We start from the raw sequence: 17,676 nt of genomic DNA, 5'->3' as shown, positions 1-17,676 counted from the left end.
CGCAGGACTAATAATAGGCATGCCCAAGCGACAAGTTGAGCACCTATCACGGCCCACCTTGCGGGTGCGCACGATCACAAAGAGTCAATCAAGCGATCGTGGAATCAGGAATTCAGCGGTTCCTCACTGGGCTTGACCTTGCCGCTGCCGGGTTCGCAGGGATGGCTTTCATCCATGGGTTCATGGCTGGGCGAATGCCCATAGTCACTGGGCGTGTCATAGACGATGGGGTCCGGCTGGGGAATATCGGGATGGATAGTCATGATCATCTCCCGGCAGGTTGGGGCGGTCTCCATCACAATGGAGAGAGTCAGTGTGAGGAAGTTCCGGGAGTGTTGATCAGTGGTGATCGCGGGGATAAACGACACGAGCGTCAATCAGAACAGAACGACCGCCCAGATCAACGCGATCAGCGACAATGATAGAAACTGCGCGCCGCTGCCCATGTCCTTGGCGCGCTTGGCCAGCGGGTGGATATCCAGGGACACACGGTCCACTGTCGCCTCGATGGCCGAATTGAGAATCTCCACGATCAGGCCAAGAAACACCACAGCGATCAATATCGCCCGTTCTGCCTTGCTGACGTCCAGGTAGAAGGCCACGGGGATCAGAATCAGGTTGAGCATGATCAATTGTCGAAATGCTGCTTCGCCGGTGAACGCTGCCTTGAGTCCGGCCATCGAGTAACCCGTCGCTTTCAGAATGCGGGCCATGCCCGTTTGCCCCTTCAGGCTTTCGGCGCTGGGGGTTATTCCAGTATCCAATGGCTGTTTCATAGTGTTCTCCATAAGGCGGCATCTAAAAAGGCGCGCAGTTTAGCGTTTGATCGTCGGTGAGGCACCTGGCGAAGATGGCAATAAGACAACCATGCTCGATCCCCAGGCGGGTTAGCCACGATCGCACTACGTAAGAAGGGAAAGCGAAAAGGAAAGACTGCCTGGCGCAGGCAAAAGCTCAGACGAAGAATAGCTCCCAATGCAGCTGTAACTGCTCGCGTTCATTGGTGTTGCGGTCGACGGTCTTGGGGGCCAGACAATGACTGGCCTGGGAATTCATGGCATGCCGTTTGCGCGCCAAGGCCGTAATGTCGAGTGCCAGCTTGCGGGCCCGCCACCAGGGAATACGCGGATCATCCACTGACGTGCCGCGCCATGCGTTGAGCGGCATTTCCACTTGCTGGGCGCCGAGCAACACCGTACAGCTTTGTGCGACCCGGCCAACCGCTTCATGGTCTGCGCTTCCGTCGCTACGCCAGGGTGAGAACACCACATCATTGGGGCGCAGGTGGCGCATCAGGAAATCCAGCAGGGCGTTTTCTTGGTTTTCGATGTCGCCGGCCTGAAAACGGCCGCGTATGGTTTTCAACTGGACCAGCGGAATGCCAAGACGGCGTAACGAGTCCGTGCTTTCCATTGCACAGGCCACGCTGTGTCCTTCAGGCGAGGACTGCCTGCTTGGCGCAGCCTGGCCATCGGTGATGGAAATCAGCTGCAAGGCATGACCGCGATGGCTGAGAAGCTGCAAAAGCCCGCCGCAGGCCAGCACTTCATCGCCTGGGTGAGCCGCTAGGATCACTGCGCGTCGGCCGGGGGGCACCAGTGCATCGATATTAACGTCTTCAATCAGGGCAAGTTGACGGCATGGGCCGCCCAGCCGGGGTTGCATCTCACTGGCAGTCTTCGCGTCCATATCCCTACGGCCTCATGCAAGCAGTTTTTGAGAATGGCGTGTGACGCACCGCGTAATGAAACTGTGCTTCAGCCATCCTTTACTTAACGGCAGAACAGGGTTTTCCTTAACCCAGGCTGCACAATGAAATCGACACAATGTTCAGGCATTGGGTGCTGAATGAAGTTCAATGCACGCCAAGGCGGTGCCAAAGGTTGTGGGCGGGGTATCAAAAAGGTCAGTGCGAAGAATCGCCGAGGAACTTGTGCAAGAATTGGCGGGTGCGTGCGTGCTGCGGAGAGGCGAACAGGGCTTTGGCTTCGCCTTGCTCGACGATGACACCCTGGTCGATGAAGATCACCCGGTTGGCCACGTCGCGGGCAAAGTTCATCTCATGGGTGACGATCACCATGGTGCGTTTTTCAGCAGCCAGGTCGCGAATGGTCGCCAGCACTTCGCCGACCAGTTCCGGGTCCAGCGCTGAGGTGGGCTCATCGAACAGAATCACATCGGGTTGCATGGCCAGCGCACGGGCGATAGCGACGCGCTGCTGCTGCCCACCGGAAAGGCTCCTCGGGTAGGCGTCTTCCTTGCCCGCCAGGCCGACTTTTGCCAACAACTGACGGGCGCGTTCAAGAACGCTGCTGCGTGGTTCTTTCTTGACGACCAGCGGGCCTTCCATGATGTTTTCCAGCGCGGTGCGGTGCGGGAACAGGTTGAAGTTCTGAAAGACGAAACCGACATGCTGGCGCAGCGTGCGGATCCGTTCTTTCTGACGGTGGAGAGGTCGGTTGGCATCGATCTGAATGCTTCCTACCCGAATACTGCCGCCATCGGGTACTTCCAGCAGATTCAGGCAGCGCAGCAGCGTCGTCTTGCCCGAGCCACTGGGGCCAATGATCGCGATCACCTCACCAGCCGCCACCTTAAGGTCGATGCCCTTGAGTACCTGCTGCCCCTTGAAGCTCTTGCTCAGTCCATGCACGTCGATCATGGCGTCAGGTATCCCGACTGTGCCGGTTGACCCGGGCTTCCAGGCGGTTCTGCACGCTGGATAGACAGGTGGCGAGCACCCAGTAGATCACGGCGGCAGCCAGGTACATGGTGAAAATTTCGAAGGTGCGCGCGGTGATCAGTTGCGCCTGACGAAACAGCTCCGGCACCTGGATGGTGGCGGCCAGAGAGGTATCTTTCACCAGGGAGATGAAGCTGTTGCCCAGCGGGGGCAAGGCAGTGCGCGCGGCTTGAGGCAGGATTGCCCGGCGCAGGGTCTGTGCCGGGGTCATGCCGATGCTGGCTGCCGCTTCCCACTGGCCTCGATCGATCGAGGCGATGGCGCCGCGCAGAATCTCGGAGATATACGCAGCCATATTCAGAGAAAAACCGATCAAGGCCGAGGGGAGGGGATCGAGTTGCAGGCCCAATTGCGGCAACCCGTAATAGATCATGAACAGCTGCACCAATAACGGCGTGCCGCGAATGAACGACACGTAGATGCGGGAAGTCCACGCCAGGGCCTTGAAGCGCGACAGGCGCATCAAGGCCAGGACAAAACCGAGGAGTAACCCTAAGAACATGCCGCCGAGGCTGAGAAACACGGTGTAGCCAGCGCCCCGAAGCAGAAAGGGCGCTGAATCCCAGACCAGCTGCAACGGCTCGATCATTGCGTGACGTCAGCGTCGAACCACTTCTTCGACAAGGTCGCCAGGGTGCCATTGGCGCGCAAGGTGTCGATGGCTTGGTTGAGTGCGGCCAGCAATTCCGGCTCGCCTTTGCGCAGGGCAATCCCGGCTTCCTGCCGTGCGAAGGGTTCGCCAGTTATGGCCAAGTCGCCGCGGGTCTGCTTGATCAGCTCGAACGCGGCCAGGCGGTCGATGAGAATGACATCGATACGGCCGACCCGCAGGTCCTGGTACTTGGTGGGGTCATCGTCATAGGTGCGGACATCGGCTTGCGGGACGTTTTCCCGCAGCCACTGTTCATAGTTGGTGCCCAGGCCGACGCCGACCTTCTTGCCGGCCAGATCCTGCGGCGAGGCGAATTGTGCTTCTTGCCCCTTGCGCACCAGCGCCTGCACCCCGGAAACCGTATAGGGCGTGGAGAAATCGTATTTCTGCTTGCGCTCCTCGCTGATGGTGACCTGGTTGATCACCACATCCAGTCGTTTGGATTCCAGCGCCGCAAGGATGCCATCCCATTTGGTCGGCTGCAGTTGCGCCTCCACACCCAGTTCCTTGGCCAGTGCTCGGGCGAATTCGACTTCGAAACCATCCAGCTGGCCATTGGCATCCTGAAAGCTGAACGGCGGGTAGGTGCCTTCCAGGCCCACGCGGATCTGGCCGTTGGCCTGGATCTGCTTGAGCAGTTCGCCGGCGCTGGCCTGGCCGGCGAAGCCGGTGGCAAGTAGCAGGACGAGAAAAAAATCGCGAAACAGGGTCAGGTTCATGGCGCACTCCATCCAAAGGAAGTCAGTCGAGTACTGCGGGGTGATAGGCGAACAGCGCAGGGGCACCGCCGGTGTGCAGGAACAGCAACGGGCCGTCAGCGAAGCGCTGCAGGCCGATGCCATCCAACAGTCCGTCCATGGCCTTGCCGGTATACACGGGGTCGAGCAGGACGCCCTCCATACCTGCCAGCAGGCGGATTGCGGCCCACGTGGCCTCGTTAGGCTCACCGTAGCGCGGGATGAAATAGTCGTCCCAGAGTGTTACCTGGCAACGGGCCGGCAGCTCGACGCCCAGCAGGGCGGCGCAGCGTTCCAGCAGGCTTTGCACCTTGGGTTGCTGCTCTTCGGTGCGTCGCGACACGGTAACGCCGATGACCGGCAGCTGCGGAAACGTATAAGCCAGCGCCAGGGCCAGGCCGGCATGGGTACCGGCACTACCGGAGGCCAGCACCAGGGCGGCAAACGACTGGCCACTGGCAGCGATCTGTGCGGCGAGTTCCAATCCGGCGCGGACATAGCCCAGGGCGCCCAGCGCATTGGAGCCGCCCACCGGGATCACATAGGGGCGCTTGCCATTGCTGCGCAGCCGTTCGGCGAGGGTGTGCAATTGCGCGTCGGGCTGATCCAGCATAACTACTGGCTCGACCTGGGCATTGAATAGGTCGAGCAGCAAACGATTGCCATTGGTCAAATAGTTGTGGTCAGCGCTGTCGATCGGGTTTTCCACCAGCGCCGTGCAACTCAGCCCCAGTCGGGCGGCCAGCGCGGCTGTCTGGCGGACATGATTGGACTGAATGGCGCCGGCGGTGACCAGGGTATCCGCGCCGGCGCGCAGTGCATCGGCGGCCAGGTATTCCAGTTTACGTACCTTGTTGCCGCCCATGGCCAGCGGCGTCAGATCATCGCGCTTGATCCAGATATCGCGCCCCATGTGAGTGGATAAGCGTTCGAGTTTTTCCAGCGGGGTGGCCACTCGAATCAGATCCAGACGGGTGAAGCGGCTCAGGTGAGCATCAAGTGAAGACATGGGAAAGTCCATCAGCGCCGATGCCTTTGAATATAGGCAGGCACTGGCGAACCTGCTTGCAGCCAATCGACGAACAAAGCGGGGGTTGTCAGGGTCCGTAAACTAAGCGGCGGGAATGCTGCCGACCTGACCATGCCCTCGGTTCGCAGGGCGATTCGACTGCTTCATCAGGAGGCGTCCATGGCACAAACGCAACGGCGCTTGGTGCTGACCTATTCACCCAACCCCCAGGCGCCCCGGCATGGGGTGGAAACCCAACAGACCCTTGCGCGCTGGTTGGCGGATATCCAGGGACTCGAATACGGCGGCCGTTACGACCCCCAGCAACATGCAGGCCGCCCCTGCTATCTGGTGCCCAGCCGCTGCATCGTCGGCCGCGAGCAAGCGCGTGAAATGAATGTGCAAGGGCCAGACGATCTGTTCGGTGGTTATGTAGATCATGCTTTCATTGCCACCAAGGCAATTACCCATCCGCTGGTGTCGGAGGATGCTGTCGCCCCCACGGGCTGGGTGCCGGGCTTTGCCGAGCAGATTGCCGGGTTGGTCCTCAGGGGCTTTACCGTGTTTTCGCCACAGGATGCAGAACGTGCCGCCCGCACACTGCTGGCGACGGGCCCGTTGCGCTTCAAACCTGTACAGGCCAGTGGCGGGCGTGACCAGCGCGTGTTCAAAGACCTGCATTCCTTCCAGCCTTTTATCGGCGCTCCGGACGTGGCGGCGCGCTTCAGTGAAGGTGTCGTGCTGGAAGAGGAGCTGAGCGATGTCAGCACCCACAGCGTTGGCCAAATCCGCGTGGGCGAGCATCTGCTCAGTTATTTCGGTACTCAGCACCTAACCGAAGATGGCCGGGGGGCTCAGATGTATGGCGGCTCGGATCTGGTAGTGGTGCGCGGGGATTACCCGCGTTTGCTGCAACTGGACCTGGCCGGCCAGGTGCAACAGAGCATTGAGCAGGCCAGAGCTTTCGATGCCGCAGTCAGTGCAGCCTTCCCGTCATTCTTCGCCTCGCGACGCAACTACGACCTGATTCGCGGCACCGATGCCCGCGGCGAGACACGCAACGCAGTGCTCGAGCAGTCCTGGCGACTGGGCGGGGCCAGCAGTGCGGAAGTGGGTGCCCTGCAGGCATTCATCGATAATCCGTTGCTGCAAGTGGTGCGCGCCTCCTCGTTCGAAATCTTTCATGACAAGGTGCTGCCAGCCAACGCCATCGAGGTGTTTCGCGGACACGACGAGGAATTGGGCTTCCTGATCAAATACGCAATGGTTGAACCCTATGACGGCGAGAACTGAGAAAACCCGTATCGAAATCGATAACGAACACATGGACGCGACCTTCCTGAGCCCCAAGGCCAAGGTGCCGGGGGTGCTGTTCGTGCACGGCTGGGGAGGGAGTCAGCAGCGTGACCTGATCCGCGCCAAAGGAATTGCCGGGCTGGGCTGTGTGTGCCTGACGTTCGATTTGCGCGGCCATGCGGGAGCCGAGGCGCGACTGGGACAGGTCTCGCGCGAGGACAATCTGCGCGATTTGCTGGCCGCCTATGACCGACTGCTTGCTCATCCGGCCATCGACACGGAGGCGGTGGCCGTAGTCGGCACCAGCTACGGCGGTTACCTGGCCGCGATCCTCACCAGCCTGCGGCCAGTCAAATGGCTGGCGTTGCGCGTGCCGGCGATCTATCGCGATAGCCAGTGGCAGACGCCCAAGCGGGAATTGGACAAAGCCGACCTGGCGCGTTATCGCAGCCGTCTGATTCCGGTGGAAGACAACCGCGCCTTGCGGGCCTGTGCGGAATTTCGCGGCGATGTGCTGATTGTCGAGTCCGAGCATGACGAGCATGTACCCCACGCAACGATCATGAGTTACCGGGCGGCTTTCCAGAGCACGCATTCATTGACGCACCGGATTATCGACGGCGCGGATCACTCGCTGAGCGAAGACGTGTCTAGAGAGGCCTATACCACGCTGCTGGTGGACTGGGTGACCGAGATGGTGGTGGGCGAACGGCTGAGTCTGATCCAGGCGCCCTGAAGCGGATTGTGCACCGCCAGTCCTGAAAACTGAATTCCGCACCCGTTCGGGCAGTCAAGAAATGGAACCCCTACCAAGACCATACCGGGAGAGACGTTTCGTATGATCACTACTGAAAATGCTAAAGAAGTCATTTCCGTACTCAACGACCTGATTGAGACCAGCAAGGATGGTGAGGCCGGTTTTAAAGTGTGTGCCGAAGATGTGCAACGGGCGGACCTGAAAACGCTGTTCAATAATCGCGCCCGGGATTGCGCCGCCGCGGCGGCAGAGTTGCAGGGTTTGGTCCGTCAGTTGGGCGGTGATCCGGAAAGCAGTACCAGTGTCGCAGGCGATCTGCATCGGCGCTGGGTTGACCTCAAGTCACTGGTCACCGGCAAGGATGAAGAGGCGATCCTCAACGAATGCGAGCGTGGCGAGGATGTCGCCAAGAAAAGCTACCGCAATGCCCTGGACAAAACGCTGCCTGCGGAGATTCGTGCCGTGGTCCAGCGCCAGTACGACGGCGTGCTGCGCAATCACGATCAGATCAAGGCATTGCGTGACGCTGCTCGCGCTCGCAGTTGATAGACCACTCAGCAAAGAAGGCCGTCGCGCGGATTCCGCTCGGCGGCTTTTGCATTACGAATAAGGAATGATCGATATCTTGCCGTTCTTTTCCAGAATGGCGTACTTGATCTGATCCATCCGTTCCAATCCCTGACCCTGGCGAGCAGCCTGCAAAATGTCCGCTTCCTGCAGACGCGCTTCAGCAATCCGTCCCCTCATGGGTTTCCCGTCCTCAACAATGATGGTCGCCGCGCCATCCAGTAATAAATCGATTTTGCGACTGCGTAACTTGAGCAAGGACAATCCGACATCAATAGCGATCAGCGTGACGATCACCACAATGGCGTTGGTGAGCGAAAAATCGTCGCCCAGCAAGGCTTGCTGGGTCGCCTCGCCAATGATCAACAATAGAATCAGATCGAACGAGGTAATTTCCGCCAGCGATCGCCGTCCAGCCACGCGGAACAGGATCAGCAGGGCAAAATAGATGGCAGCGGCTCGCAATACGGCATCCATGCAGCGTCCTCCTCACGGGTAGATGAATTGGAAAAACTCCACCGTCTGCTCGTTCAGGCGAACGCTTTGCCGAATGCTGCCCAGCCCCTCGGGGCGCAATGCCAGATAAAATTTCAGGGCACCCTGGGTGTCGGCACGGCTCTCCAACAACAAACCGCCTTGCTGCGTGGAGCTGTGTAGTGGTTCGGGATAGATACCTTCCAGTGTGAAGTTTTCGAGCAGTTGCGGTGAGAACCGCACAGCGGCGCTGCTTGACGGTGCGACATGCACGGTAACGACCAATTGGCCGTGCGCCCCATGGCGCTGAAACCGCTGGTACTCGACCCGCAACGCGCCATCGGCAGTGCTGACGTGACCGGTACTCAGTGGCCCCTTGGAGAACAACCCGAGCAGGGTAAGCAGCACGATGAGGACCAGCAAGAACCACCCGATGCGCTCAAAACGCCAGCTCTTGCGCTGAAAGGCTATTTCATCGTTGATCGGATAATTGCGCGAAACGAACTCGTCGGGTGGCGAGGCACTGGCTCGCTGCTCGGGTTGTTTCATGGCAACAGAATGACCTTGCGGCATTCGTTCTGATGCTTGTCGAACATTTCATAGCCTTCGGCGGCGTCTTCCAACGCCAGGCGATGGGAGATGATCGCATGGGGGGCCAGTCGGCCTTGCTCGATGTGTTCAAGCAATTCCGGCAACAGCGCCTGTACGTGGGTTTGCCCCATCTTGAAGGTCAGGCCCTTGTCGAAGGCATCACCGAACAGGAACCCATGCAGGTAACCCGCATACACCCCAGGAACACTCACGGTGCCGCCACGTCGTACGGCGGCAATGCATTGACGAAGCACCTTGCCCACACTGGTTTCGATCTTCAGCGTGGACAAAACCGTTTCGGTGGTGCTGCCCTTGGCCTCGAAGCCGACGGCATCAATGGCGGCATCGACACCGCGCTGCCCGGCAGTTTGTCCGATGATAGTCGCTGCAGGGTCGTCGTCATCGGCAAAGTTGACAGGGATTACGCCATAAGCGTCACGGGCGAACTCGAGTCGATGGGCAAACTGATCGACCATGAAAATCTGCTCGGCGCCCACCAGGCGCGCGCAGGCGGCGCTCATCAAGCCCACCGGGCCCGCCCCGTAGATAGCGACACTGGAGCCGGGACCTATTCCGGCATTGAGCACGGCTTGATAACCGGTGGGGAGGATATCGGTAAGGAACAGAACATGTTCATCCGGCAGGGCCGTGGGGACCTTGAACGGCCCGGTGTTGGCCTTCGGCACCCGCACAAACTCCGCTTGCCCACCTGGTATTCCGCCGTACAAGTGGCTGTAACCAAACAAAGCGGCTCCGGGTGGGATCTGCTTTTTATTGAGGATCGCACCACGCCCTGGGTTAGTGGTTTCGCAGGAGGCATAAAGATTCAGCTGACAGAAAAAACAGTCACCGCAGGCAATCACGAAAGGCACGATGACCCGATCGCCGGTTTTCAAGGCTGACACAGCGCTGCCAGTTTCTTCGACGATGCCCATGAACTCATGGCCGAAGATATCGCCGTCCCGGGTTTCGGGAATCTTGCCGTGAAAGAGGTGCAAGTCAGAACCGCAGATCGCCGTGGCGGTAACCCGAAGAATAATATCGTCCGCCTGCAGCAGTTTGGGATCGGGAACATCTTCGACCCGGACATCGCGGGCGCCGTGATAGGTCAATGCTCGCATTAGGTTTCTCCGCGTGAGGGAACATTTATCCCTGCTCTAGATCCTTTCTGATGGGGCACTCACACGGGCTGCAGGTTCGCAAAGAAGGATCAGCGGTAATGCCCAGACGAAAAAAAGCGCCCGGCTAGGCGCTTTTGTCAGAACTAAAGAGCTTTAAAGTAAGGTAAATGCAGTTTTTTTCGAAAATAACCAATCTGACTCTGTTGTAGCGGCCCTTGCTGGACAAATAGATCGCGACGCATTCGCTCGAGTACATCATTAATAAGAACCGGGGATTTAAGCTCCGCAGCGGTGATGACCCTATGTAGTACGTGACAGCCGTCCGTGCGGCGGCTCAAGGATAATACCAAGGCTGAATCGGGCCGGAATTCGCTTTTTATCGTGTAATCCTTGGCGAGTTCCTTGATCAGGTAATCGACGGGACTCTCTGATGCGCTCATCTCATCCGTTCCTGATGTGGGTTGAGATCCCTTCAGTACAAGCACTATTCGTTCCAATTCGCGAGCCATGCAAGTACCTGATTTAACAGGGTGAATGTTAAATCGATACTTGCATTTTGCACGGTGGGCCCTTGGCAAGGTTTGCGCTTTGCAAGCCGACAGGCCGGTGTGGCAGGTGGCCGAGTAATGGCCAGCCTGCCACTCCGCTTAATTACCGGTGGCCAGTTTTTTGGCCATTTCCAAATGCTCTTTCAGTTCGGGAAGTCGATCTTCGGCAAACTTCTGCACATCGCTATCATTGCTGCCTTGTGATGCACGCGTAAAGAGTTCAATCACCTGTTCATGGGCTTTGACTTGATTGTTGGCGTAGGCTTGATCAAAGGATTCACCTTCGCGCATTTCCAGGATCATCGCCTTGGCCTTGTTCATCAGGTCCGCTTCGCTGGCTACCTCCAATTGCTTGTTCATAGCCAGCTCTTTCAAATCTTCATTGGCCTTGGTGTGATCTTTGATCATTTGTTCCGCAAAGTTGTGCACTTCAGGCGACTGGCTCTTTTGCAGGGCCATTCGGGCCGATTCAATTTCGGCCACACCAGCAGCAGATGCCTGATCGACGAAATCTTGGGCGCGAATTTCATCCGCCGCCCAAGCAGCCGGAACCGCGGCGATCAGTGCTGTGAAAAAAAACGAGCGGAGCAGCGTGGTAATAGGCATCGATCGATCTCCTGTAGATGAAGGGTGTGCGCCATGCAACTCATGCAACTAAGGTGCAGCAGCGCGCTGGCTCCTTTAAAGGACTCGTCTTTATCGGGGAGGGTTCAGAAAAACATGCAGACGGCACGTTTTCAGCCGTTTGGAAGAACTCTGGAACTCGTACATAAATCTCCATTCCATTGGTATACGCCTGCACTTACCCAAGCGTTTAGTAGGAGGATTAACACCATGGCTGAATCCAAGTGCGCCTGCCCCGGTTGCACCTGTGACGTTTCGGGAAATGCGGTCAGCCGGGACGGCCAGCAGTTTTGCAGCCAGGCCTGCGCTGACCGCCATCCGAACGGAGCGCCGTGCCCCAGCGGTAACTGCCACTGCGAAACCAGTGTGCAAGCGCCCACGGCGGGGCTTTGACATCCCGTGAGCACAGCGCCGCCGCTTGGCGGCGCATGTCATTCGCGTCCGCGCCATTAATCCAAAGGCCAGAACCAAGCAAGCCCCGCCGGGTCTGCTTTAAACAAACCGGATCAGCCCAAGGATGCCACCATGAATGCCCTCGACCTGCTCAAACAAGATCACGAAACAGTTCGCGAGCTGCTTGATCGTCTTGAAAAAACCACTGAGCGCGCGGTAAAAAGTCGCGCGGAAATGCTGCAGAAACTGCAGCTCGAATTACAGATACACACCACCCTCGAAGAGGAAATCTTCTACCCAGCCTACACCCAGGCGGGAGGCAAGGAAGAGGCGGTCATGGCGGCCGAAGCCAAGGAGGAGCATCGCACGGTCGACTCCCTGGTGCTCCCAGATCTGCTGAATACCGACCCGGGCAGCATTCCGTTCACCGGGCGGCTCAAGGTGCTCAAGGAGTTGCTGGAGCACCACATTGAAGAGGAGGAAGGGGAGCTGTTCCCGCAAGCCCAGAAACTCTTCGATAAAGCCCGTCTGGATGAGTTGGGTCTGGAGATGAAAAGCCGCAAGGACGAACTCAAGAAAACCCTCGCCGCCCAAGAGGCCTGACGTAGGTCCGTACTTTAAACGGCCTGTTATGGCTCGCTGCTGGTGTCTTCCGCCAGCAGCGATTGAGCTTCGCTCAACCAGCCCAGCAGCGCGCCATCGCCAACCGCTAAAGCGCCAGGCGCGCCAACTTTATCCTTGGACAGCGCTTGGGACGCTCGGGATAGAAGCGCACTCAACGTCTGCAAGCGCTGTCGCTGCGCAGCGTGGCGCTGGTAAAACTCAAGGCGCTCATCGTGCAGCATGGCTTGGGCTGTCGCCATGGCCTGTTGCTGTTCAGCATATCTGCTGTCCAGACGCTGGGTTTCGACCTCTTGGGCCTCAAGGCGCGCCTGCAATACCTGATTACCTGTCAGAGCCTGGGTGAGTTGTTCCTTCAACTCCGCCATTTCCGTTGTCTGGCGTTGTAAAGCGTCCTGCCGGGCATGATTTTCACGGCGCAATTGCCCTGATTCGCTGGTCAGGCGTTCGTTGTCGCGATTCAGGCGCGTCAGTTCGTCCTGCTTGACGATCAAGGTCTGTTGCAACTGACGCATTTCCATCTGCAAGTGCTGGACCTCGGCGGCATGGCGGCGCTCTTCCTGTTCGCGCTGCTCCTTGCTGGCCTCGCGGTAATGTTGCAGGGCATCGCGGGCATGCTGATGCTTTTCTTCCAGGGAGCGAATGTGCTCATCCCGTTCCAGCACGCGTGTTTGCAGGTCCTGGCAGGCTTGCAGGGCGCGTGCATTGTCCACTTGCAGGCGCTGAAATTCCTCACGCGTGTGTTGGTGGGCAAGCTGTTCCGCCTGCAACTGTGCCGTCAGCGCTTCGCATTCGGCGCCGAGTTGCTGAATACGTTGTTCCGCCTCCTGCAAGCGTTGCTGCCAGGCCAGACGATCCCGGGCCAGCTCTGCGCGCTCATCACTCACGGTTTCCTGCGCCTGCTCGGCTAACTGTTCGGCCAGTTGGTTGACCAAGCCGGCAAGCTGCTCATTCAACGGCTGGTCGGTGCGCAATGCAGTGGCTGGCTGGTTGTCCAGCTCCTTCAGATAGCGATGAATGGTGGTTTTCGAGCCGGTATTACCCAGCTCGACACGTATCGCGTCGATGCTCGGATGCTCGCCGCGATCGAGCAGGGCCTGACGGGCTCGCTGCACGTTCGCTTTGTTGATGCCACCTCGGGCCATGCTTCGCTCCTACTATTTAGTACTGAATTACATACCACGTAATTACATACTAATACGGATATAATTTCATCTCATATTTTGTTATTTGTGAGATAGAATAACGGCGCATTATCCCGTGTCATCACGCAAATCGGTGTCTGTGGGATGCAATTCAGTACGCCTGGGCAGGCGGGAGTAGACCATGAGCGATATCGAGCGCTATCTGCAGGCGAGTACGCGGGAGAACACGCGGCGTAGCTATCAGTCGGCCATTGAGCATTTCGAAGTGAGCTGGGGCGGCTTTCTGCCGGCCACCAGCGAGAGCGTCGCGCGCTACCTGGCTGCCCATGCGCAGACGCTTTCGCTGAACACGCTCAAGCAACGCCTGGCGGCTTTGGCGCAATGGCATGTCAGTCAGGGCTTTCCCGATCCGACCAAAGCGCCGCTGGTGCGCCAGGTGCTGAAAGGTATCCGTACCTTGCATCCAGCCCAGGAAAAACAGGCGGCGCCGTTGCAGTTGCAGCATCTGCAGCAAACCGTCGCCTGGCTGGAACAGGAGGCGGACGACGCCCTGAACGCAGGAAACAGCGCGCGGCTGTTGCGCAGCAGGCGCGATGCGGCGTTAGTGTTGCTGGGTTTTTGGCGGGGGTTTCGCAGCGATGAGCTGTGTCGCCTGCAAATTGAACACATTCAGGCCGAGGCGGGGAGTGGCATGACGCTCTACCTGCCGTTCAGTAAAGGTGACCGGCAAAATCTCGGCACCACCTACCAGGCGCCGGCGTTGAAACAGTTGTGCCCGGTGCAGGCCTATCTGTCCTGGATTGGTGTCGCGGGGATCAGTCAGGGCGCGGTGTTCCGGCGCATCAGCCGTTGGGGGCATTTGGGCGAGGAGGGGTTGCACCCCGGCAGCATGATCGCGCTGCTGCGGCAGATCTTGCAGCGCGCCGGCGTGCCGGCCGAGCTGTACACCAGCCACTCGTTGCGTCGCGGCTTCGCGACCTGGGCGACCGCCAATGGCTGGGACCTAAAAACCCTGATGACCTATATCGGCTGGAAGGACATGAAATCGGCGATGCGTTATGTCGACCCGGCCATCTCCTTCGGCGGTCTGGCGGCGAAGGCGCCCTTGTTGAACGCTGAACACTTGCCAGCACTCGCGAGGGATAAGTAAGAGGACGGGCGACTTGTCGCGACGTTTCAATCAGCGCTGAAGCGCCTCGATCAGCTCCTGCTTGCGCATGGTGGAACGGCCGGGAATATTCTTGGCGCGGGCTTTTTCCAGCAGCTGCGCCTTGGTCTGCTCTTCCAGGCTGGCGGACTTGGAGCGGGGCACGCCGTGCTTGGTGGCCACCGCGCGACGCGCTGATTGCTGGCGATCCTGAGTCTTGGCTGTCGACGACTTCTTCTGACCAGAGCCACCCTTGCGCTCACCGCCACCGGACTGCTTATTGACCGTCGCCCAGGCGCGCGCCTCGGCTTCATCCTCCGAAACGCCCTTTTCCTTGTAGCTGTCCTCGATATGCTCGGCCTTGCGCTTTTGCTTGTCGGTGTATTTCTCTTTGCTTCCGCGAGGCATGGCGGCACTCTCCATAAAACCCACACAAAAATGCACAGCGTCATCCATGTGGAGCGGCGGGCCAGGAATTGGTTCGAGGGAACTCCCGCCCGCTCGCGGCAGCCTCACGCTTAGTCATCCAGTAGGCATCACGGCATGAAGGTGCTCAATGCCACGACTAGAGAGAGGCGTCCTCATGTCCCGGCCAGAATGTTCCAGTCTCGAGAGTGTCGCGGTGTTCCGCGAGCGCATTCTGTCAAAACTCAAATATGCGACCGGCAAGGACCTCACCTCGGCCTGCAAGCATGACTGGTTTGAAGCCGTGGCCCTGGCAACCCGTGATTACCTGGTGGACAACTGGGAGGACTCGGCGTTGCAGATCGACCGCAGCGAGCAAAAGCGCGTCTATTACCTGTCGCTGGAGTTCCTCATCGGCCGGCTGCTGATCGATAACCTGAGCAATCTGGGTCTGATGGAAACCGCCCGCGAGGCGTTGGCCGAGCTGAATGTCGATTTGCAGGACATCAGCGAATTGGAGCCGGATGCCGCGCTGGGTAACGGCGGCCTGGGGCGCCTGGCGGCGTGTTTCATGGAGAGTATGGCGACCCTTGGCGTGGCCGCCCATGGCTACGGCATTCGTTACGAGCATGGCTTGTTCCGCCAGGTGATCATCGACGGCTGGCAGCACGAGCACACCGAAACCTGGCTGGATTTTGGCAATCCCTGGGAGTTTGAACGTTCGGAGGCCGGCTATACCATCGGCTTCGGGGGCAGTGTCAGCACGGTTCAAGCTGCCAGTCACGGCCTCGGCCGGCAAAGCTGGCAGCCCACCGAAACGGTGCGGGCCATTGCCTACGACACGCCCATCATCGGCTGGAAGCGCGCCAGCGTGAACACATTGCGTTTATGGCGATCGCGGGCGGAACGCTTTTTACAGCTGGAGCGTTTCAACGCTGGGGATCACCTCGGTGCCGTGGCCGAGGCGGTCAAGGCCGAAAGCATTTCCCGGGTCCTGTACCCTGCGGATATCACTGAGGCCGGCCAGGAATTGCGCCTGCGCCAGGAATACTTTTTTGTTTCCGCCTCGCTGCAGGACTTGCTGCACCGGCATGTCAAACACCATGACATCCAGCGCCTGCCCGACATGGTGGCGATTCAGCTCAACGATACCCATCCAGCCATCGCCGTAGCCGAGTTGATGCGCCTGCTAGTGGATGAGCATGGGCTGGCCTGGGAGCAGGCCTGGCAACTGACTGTAGCCACCCTGGCCTATACCAATCACACCTTGTTGCCCGAGGCGCTGGAGTCCTGGCCGGTCTCGTTGATGGAGCGCCTGTTGCCACGACACATGCAGATCATCTATCTGATCAACGCGCACCACATCGACATGTTGCGCGCCAAGGACATTCACGATTTTGCGCTGTTGCGCTCCGTGTCGCTGATCGAAGAAGACCAGGGCCGCCGTGTACGCATGGGCAACCTGGCTTTTCTGGGCTCCCACAGCGTCAACGGCGTTTCCGCACTGCACACCGAACTGATGCGCGAGACCGTGTTCCGCGACCTGCATCGCCTGTACCCCAACCGCATTAACAACAAGACCAACGGGGTGACCTTTCGGCGCTGGCTGTACCAGTCCAACCCACAACTGACCAGCCTGCTGGTCGAGCACCTGGGGGATGAACTGCTGGATGCCCCCGAGCGGTTGCTGCAGAAACTGGAGCCTTGCGCGGAGAAGTCCTCGTTTCGCAAACGCTTCATGGAGCAGCGCCAGCACAACAAGCAGGCGTTGGCCAACCTGGTGCAGTCGTGGCTAGGGATCACGCTGGATACCGAGGCGATCTTCGATGTGCAGGTCAAGCGCATCCATGAGTACAAGCGCCAGTTGCTCAACCTGCTGCATTGTGTGGCGCTGTACCAGGCGATCCGCAACGACCCGGCCACCGACTGGGTGCCCCGGGTAAAGATCTTCGCCGGCAAGGCGGCGGCCAGCTATTACCAAGCCAAGCTGATCATCAAACTGGCGAACGACATCAGCCGCACGATCAACCACGACCCTACGTTGCGCGGCCTGCTCAAGGTGGTGTTCATTCCCAATTACAACGTCACCCTGGCGGAGGTGATCATCCCGGCCGCCGACCTGTCCGAGCAGATATCGACCGCCGGCATGGAGGCCTCAGGCACCAGCAACATGAAATTCGCCCTCAATGGCGCCCTGACCATCGGCACCATGGACGGCGCCAATGTGGAAATGAGCGAGCGTATCGGTACCGAAAACATGTTCATCTTCGGCATGTCCGCTGAGCAAGTCGCCATGCGTCGGCTGGCCGGCCTGGACATGTCAGCGGAAATCGCCCACTCGCAGCGCCTGGCCAGTGCTCTGGAAGCCATTCGCAACGGGGTGTTTTCCCCCGACGACCCGAATCGCTATGCCGGCTTGGTCGAGGGGTTGCAGTATCACGATCGCTTCCTGGTTTGTGCCGACTTCGAGGCCTATTGGCAAGCGCAACTGCGGGTCGAAGCGCTGTGGAAACGTCCCATGCACTGGTGGAAATCTTCGGTCTTGAATACCGCGCGCACGGGCTGGTTTTCATCGGATCGCGCGATTCGCGAATATGCGGCCGACATTTGGAACGTCATGCCAGGGGGTAGCGGAAAGCTTGGCGAGTAGTGACGAAGCGCACCTGAATAAACAGGTTGCATCACCAATTCAGCGCTTCGCCATGGCCAGCTGCCTTGTTCCATCCTATGCCTGAAACACTGTTATCGATGCAATGTTGCTCTTAAAAAGAGGCGAACTTCCTCATGAGAGGGGCATCCATGGATATAGGTGCGTAACGCGCCTGTTTACCAAACCTGAAAAGAGG

Annotated in this window: 21 protein-coding genes; 7 read left to right on the top strand and 14 right to left on the bottom strand. The window is 59.0% G+C overall.

What is annotated here, in order from left to right; translation table 11 throughout:
• Positions 1-104 precede the first annotated feature (104 nt).
• The 7 genes from H9642_RS08580 to H9642_RS08550 all read right to left on the bottom strand — a co-directional run bounded on the left by H9642_RS08580 (position 105) and on the right by H9642_RS08550 (position 5,141).
• Positions 105-263, bottom strand: a complete 159-nt coding sequence (locus H9642_RS08580) for a hypothetical protein (protein WP_251836014.1) — start codon at positions 261-263, stop codon at positions 105-107.
• A 114-nt stretch (positions 264-377) separates the two neighbouring features.
• Positions 378-776, bottom strand: coding sequence for a diacylglycerol kinase (locus H9642_RS08575; RefSeq protein ID WP_251836013.1), 399 nt, complete (start codon positions 774-776; stop codon positions 378-380).
• A gap of 178 nt (positions 777-954) precedes the next feature.
• Complete coding sequence (locus H9642_RS08570; RefSeq protein WP_251836012.1) at positions 955-1,689, bottom strand: PIG-L deacetylase family protein; 735 nt, start codon at positions 1,687-1,689, stop codon at positions 955-957.
• 217 nt (positions 1,690-1,906) lie between these two features.
• Positions 1,907-2,662 (bottom strand): L-cystine ABC transporter ATP-binding protein TcyN, encoded by a 756-nt coding sequence (tcyN, locus tag H9642_RS08565; protein WP_251836011.1) that lies wholly within the window; start codon positions 2,660-2,662, stop codon positions 1,907-1,909.
• 4 nt (positions 2,663-2,666) lie between these two features.
• The gene (gene tcyL, locus H9642_RS08560) at positions 2,667-3,332 is read right to left on the bottom strand and encodes a cystine ABC transporter permease (protein WP_251836010.1); all 666 of its coding nucleotides are present in this window, start codon (positions 3,330-3,332) and stop codon (positions 2,667-2,669) included.
• Positions 3,329-4,114, bottom strand: a complete 786-nt coding sequence (gene tcyJ, locus H9642_RS08555; protein WP_251836009.1) for a cystine ABC transporter substrate-binding protein — start codon at positions 4,112-4,114, stop codon at positions 3,329-3,331. Before tcyJ ends, tcyL begins: the two co-directional genes overlap by 4 nt.
• A 22-nt stretch (positions 4,115-4,136) precedes the next feature.
• Entirely contained in the window at positions 4,137-5,141 is a 1,005-nt protein-coding gene (locus H9642_RS08550) for a D-cysteine desulfhydrase (RefSeq protein WP_251836008.1), read from the bottom strand.
• 180 nt (positions 5,142-5,321) lie between these two features.
• On the opposite strand from H9642_RS08550, the gene H9642_RS08545 reads away from it, so the two are divergent.
• The 3 genes from H9642_RS08545 (at position 5,322) to H9642_RS08535 (ending at position 7,740) form a co-directional block, all read left to right on the top strand.
• A complete protein-coding gene (locus H9642_RS08545; RefSeq protein ID WP_251836007.1) occupies positions 5,322-6,434 on the top strand; it encodes a DUF3182 family protein in 1,113 nt (370 codons plus the stop codon).
• Positions 6,418-7,173: an alpha/beta hydrolase family protein gene (locus H9642_RS08540; protein WP_251836006.1), complete on the top strand. Its 756-nt coding sequence runs from the start codon at positions 6,418-6,420 to the stop codon at positions 7,171-7,173. Before H9642_RS08545 ends, H9642_RS08540 begins: the two co-directional genes overlap by 17 nt.
• 102 nt (positions 7,174-7,275) lie before the next feature.
• The gene (locus H9642_RS08535; protein WP_251836005.1) at positions 7,276-7,740 is read left to right on the top strand and encodes a PA2169 family four-helix-bundle protein; all 465 of its coding nucleotides are present in this window, start codon (positions 7,276-7,278) and stop codon (positions 7,738-7,740) included.
• A gap of 54 nt (positions 7,741-7,794) precedes the next feature.
• Here the strand turns inward: H9642_RS08535 and H9642_RS08530 are convergent, their stop codons facing one another.
• The 5 genes from H9642_RS08530 to H9642_RS08510 form a co-directional block, all read right to left on the bottom strand.
• Positions 7,795-8,238 (bottom strand): DUF421 domain-containing protein, encoded by a 444-nt coding sequence (locus H9642_RS08530; protein WP_251836004.1) that lies wholly within the window; start codon positions 8,236-8,238, stop codon positions 7,795-7,797.
• A 12-nt stretch (positions 8,239-8,250) separates the two neighbouring features.
• Complete coding sequence (locus tag H9642_RS08525) at positions 8,251-8,784, bottom strand: hypothetical protein (RefSeq protein ID WP_251836003.1); 534 nt, start codon at positions 8,782-8,784, stop codon at positions 8,251-8,253.
• On the bottom strand, positions 8,781-9,947 hold the full coding sequence (locus H9642_RS08520; RefSeq protein WP_251836002.1) for a zinc-dependent alcohol dehydrogenase: 1,167 nt from the start codon (positions 9,945-9,947) through the stop codon (positions 8,781-8,783). Before H9642_RS08520 ends, H9642_RS08525 begins: the two co-directional genes overlap by 4 nt.
• Before the next feature lie 143 nt (positions 9,948-10,090).
• Positions 10,091-10,456, bottom strand: a complete 366-nt coding sequence (locus tag H9642_RS08515) for a DUF3509 domain-containing protein (protein ID WP_251836001.1) — start codon at positions 10,454-10,456, stop codon at positions 10,091-10,093.
• A gap of 138 nt (positions 10,457-10,594) precedes the next feature.
• Positions 10,595-11,101 carry a DUF4142 domain-containing protein gene (locus H9642_RS08510; protein WP_251836000.1) on the bottom strand — a complete coding sequence of 169 codons (507 nt, stop codon included), beginning with the start codon at positions 11,099-11,101 and terminating at the stop codon, positions 10,595-10,597.
• A 33-nt stretch (positions 11,102-11,134) separates the two neighbouring features.
• Here H9642_RS08510 and H9642_RS18375 point away from each other — a divergent pair, with 33 nt between their 5' ends.
• Together H9642_RS18375 and H9642_RS08500 are read left to right on the top strand one after the other, a co-directional pair.
• Positions 11,135-11,512: a metallothionein gene (locus tag H9642_RS18375; protein WP_350027855.1), complete on the top strand. Its 378-nt coding sequence runs from the start codon at positions 11,135-11,137 to the stop codon at positions 11,510-11,512.
• A gap of 132 nt (positions 11,513-11,644) precedes the next feature.
• Positions 11,645-12,115 (top strand): PA2171 family ribosome-binding persister protein, encoded by a 471-nt coding sequence (locus H9642_RS08500; protein WP_251835998.1) that lies wholly within the window; start codon positions 11,645-11,647, stop codon positions 12,113-12,115.
• A 26-nt stretch (positions 12,116-12,141) separates the two neighbouring features.
• On the opposite strand, the gene H9642_RS08495 is transcribed toward H9642_RS08500, so the two are convergent.
• Positions 12,142-13,278, bottom strand: coding sequence for a DNA-binding protein (locus H9642_RS08495; RefSeq protein ID WP_251835997.1), 1,137 nt, complete (start codon positions 13,276-13,278; stop codon positions 12,142-12,144).
• 181 nt (positions 13,279-13,459) lie between these two features.
• Between H9642_RS08495 and H9642_RS08490 the strand changes: the two genes are divergently transcribed.
• Entirely contained in the window at positions 13,460-14,428 is a 969-nt protein-coding gene (locus tag H9642_RS08490) for a site-specific integrase (protein ID WP_251835996.1), read from the top strand.
• A gap of 30 nt (positions 14,429-14,458) precedes the next feature.
• On the opposite strand, the gene H9642_RS08485 is transcribed toward H9642_RS08490, so the two are convergent.
• The gene (locus H9642_RS08485) at positions 14,459-14,833 is read right to left on the bottom strand and encodes a Rho termination factor N-terminal domain-containing protein (RefSeq protein WP_251835995.1); all 375 of its coding nucleotides are present in this window, start codon (positions 14,831-14,833) and stop codon (positions 14,459-14,461) included.
• A gap of 175 nt (positions 14,834-15,008) precedes the next feature.
• On the opposite strand from H9642_RS08485, the gene H9642_RS08480 reads away from it, so the two are divergent.
• On the top strand, positions 15,009-17,480 hold the full coding sequence (locus tag H9642_RS08480; protein ID WP_251835994.1) for a glycogen/starch/alpha-glucan phosphorylase: 2,472 nt from the start codon (positions 15,009-15,011) through the stop codon (positions 17,478-17,480).
• The last annotated feature ends 196 nt before the right edge of the window (positions 17,481-17,676 follow it).

It is taken from the genome of Serpens gallinarum (genome assembly GCF_014836765.1).
Classification (GTDB): Bacteria; Pseudomonadota; Gammaproteobacteria; order Pseudomonadales; family Pseudomonadaceae; genus Serpens; species Serpens gallinarum.
The sequence above is the reverse complement of the archived record's forward strand: the minus strand, read 5'-3'. Positions and strand labels throughout refer to the sequence as shown.

What these genes read in the sequence shown, in the direction of transcription:
- tcyJ (WP_251836009.1), bottom strand. Translation starts at nt 4,114, where the DNA reads ATGAACCTGACCCTGTTTCGCGATTTTTTTCTCGTCCTGCTACTTGCC.
- H9642_RS08495 (WP_251835997.1), bottom strand. Translation starts at nt 13,278, where the DNA reads ATGGCCCGAGGTGGCATCAACAAAGCGAACGTGCAGCGAGCCCGTCAG.
- tcyL (WP_251836010.1), bottom strand. Translation starts at nt 3,332, where the DNA reads ATGATCGAGCCGTTGCAGCTGGTCTGGGATTCAGCGCCCTTTCTGCTT.
- H9642_RS08535 (WP_251836005.1), top strand. Translation starts at nt 7,276, where the DNA reads ATGATCACTACTGAAAATGCTAAAGAAGTCATTTCCGTACTCAACGAC.
- H9642_RS08550 (WP_251836008.1), bottom strand. Translation starts at nt 5,141, where the DNA reads ATGTCTTCACTTGATGCTCACCTGAGCCGCTTCACCCGTCTGGATCTG.
- H9642_RS08525 (WP_251836003.1), bottom strand. Translation starts at nt 8,784, where the DNA reads ATGAAACAACCCGAGCAGCGAGCCAGTGCCTCGCCACCCGACGAGTTC.
- tcyN (WP_251836011.1), bottom strand. Translation starts at nt 2,662, where the DNA reads ATGATCGACGTGCATGGACTGAGCAAGAGCTTCAAGGGGCAGCAGGTA.
- H9642_RS08480 (WP_251835994.1), top strand. Translation starts at nt 15,009, where the DNA reads ATGTCCCGGCCAGAATGTTCCAGTCTCGAGAGTGTCGCGGTGTTCCGC.
- H9642_RS08545 (WP_251836007.1), top strand. Translation starts at nt 5,322, where the DNA reads ATGGCACAAACGCAACGGCGCTTGGTGCTGACCTATTCACCCAACCCC.
- H9642_RS08515 (WP_251836001.1), bottom strand. Translation starts at nt 10,456, where the DNA reads ATGGCTCGCGAATTGGAACGAATAGTGCTTGTACTGAAGGGATCTCAA.
- H9642_RS08575 (WP_251836013.1), bottom strand. Translation starts at nt 776, where the DNA reads ATGAAACAGCCATTGGATACTGGAATAACCCCCAGCGCCGAAAGCCTG.
- H9642_RS08485 (WP_251835995.1), bottom strand. Translation starts at nt 14,833, where the DNA reads ATGCCTCGCGGAAGCAAAGAGAAATACACCGACAAGCAAAAGCGCAAG.
- H9642_RS08540 (WP_251836006.1), top strand. Translation starts at nt 6,418, where the DNA reads ATGACGGCGAGAACTGAGAAAACCCGTATCGAAATCGATAACGAACAC.
- H9642_RS08490 (WP_251835996.1), top strand. Translation starts at nt 13,460, where the DNA reads ATGAGCGATATCGAGCGCTATCTGCAGGCGAGTACGCGGGAGAACACG.
- H9642_RS18375 (WP_350027855.1), top strand. Translation starts at nt 11,135, where the DNA reads ATGCAACTCATGCAACTAAGGTGCAGCAGCGCGCTGGCTCCTTTAAAG.
- H9642_RS08580 (WP_251836014.1), bottom strand. Translation starts at nt 263, where the DNA reads ATGACTATCCATCCCGATATTCCCCAGCCGGACCCCATCGTCTATGAC.
- H9642_RS08510 (WP_251836000.1), bottom strand. Translation starts at nt 11,101, where the DNA reads ATGCCTATTACCACGCTGCTCCGCTCGTTTTTTTTCACAGCACTGATC.
- H9642_RS08520 (WP_251836002.1), bottom strand. Translation starts at nt 9,947, where the DNA reads ATGCGAGCATTGACCTATCACGGCGCCCGCGATGTCCGGGTCGAAGAT.
- H9642_RS08500 (WP_251835998.1), top strand. Translation starts at nt 11,645, where the DNA reads ATGAATGCCCTCGACCTGCTCAAACAAGATCACGAAACAGTTCGCGAG.
- H9642_RS08530 (WP_251836004.1), bottom strand. Translation starts at nt 8,238, where the DNA reads ATGGATGCCGTATTGCGAGCCGCTGCCATCTATTTTGCCCTGCTGATC.
- H9642_RS08570 (WP_251836012.1), bottom strand. Translation starts at nt 1,689, where the DNA reads ATGGACGCGAAGACTGCCAGTGAGATGCAACCCCGGCTGGGCGGCCCA.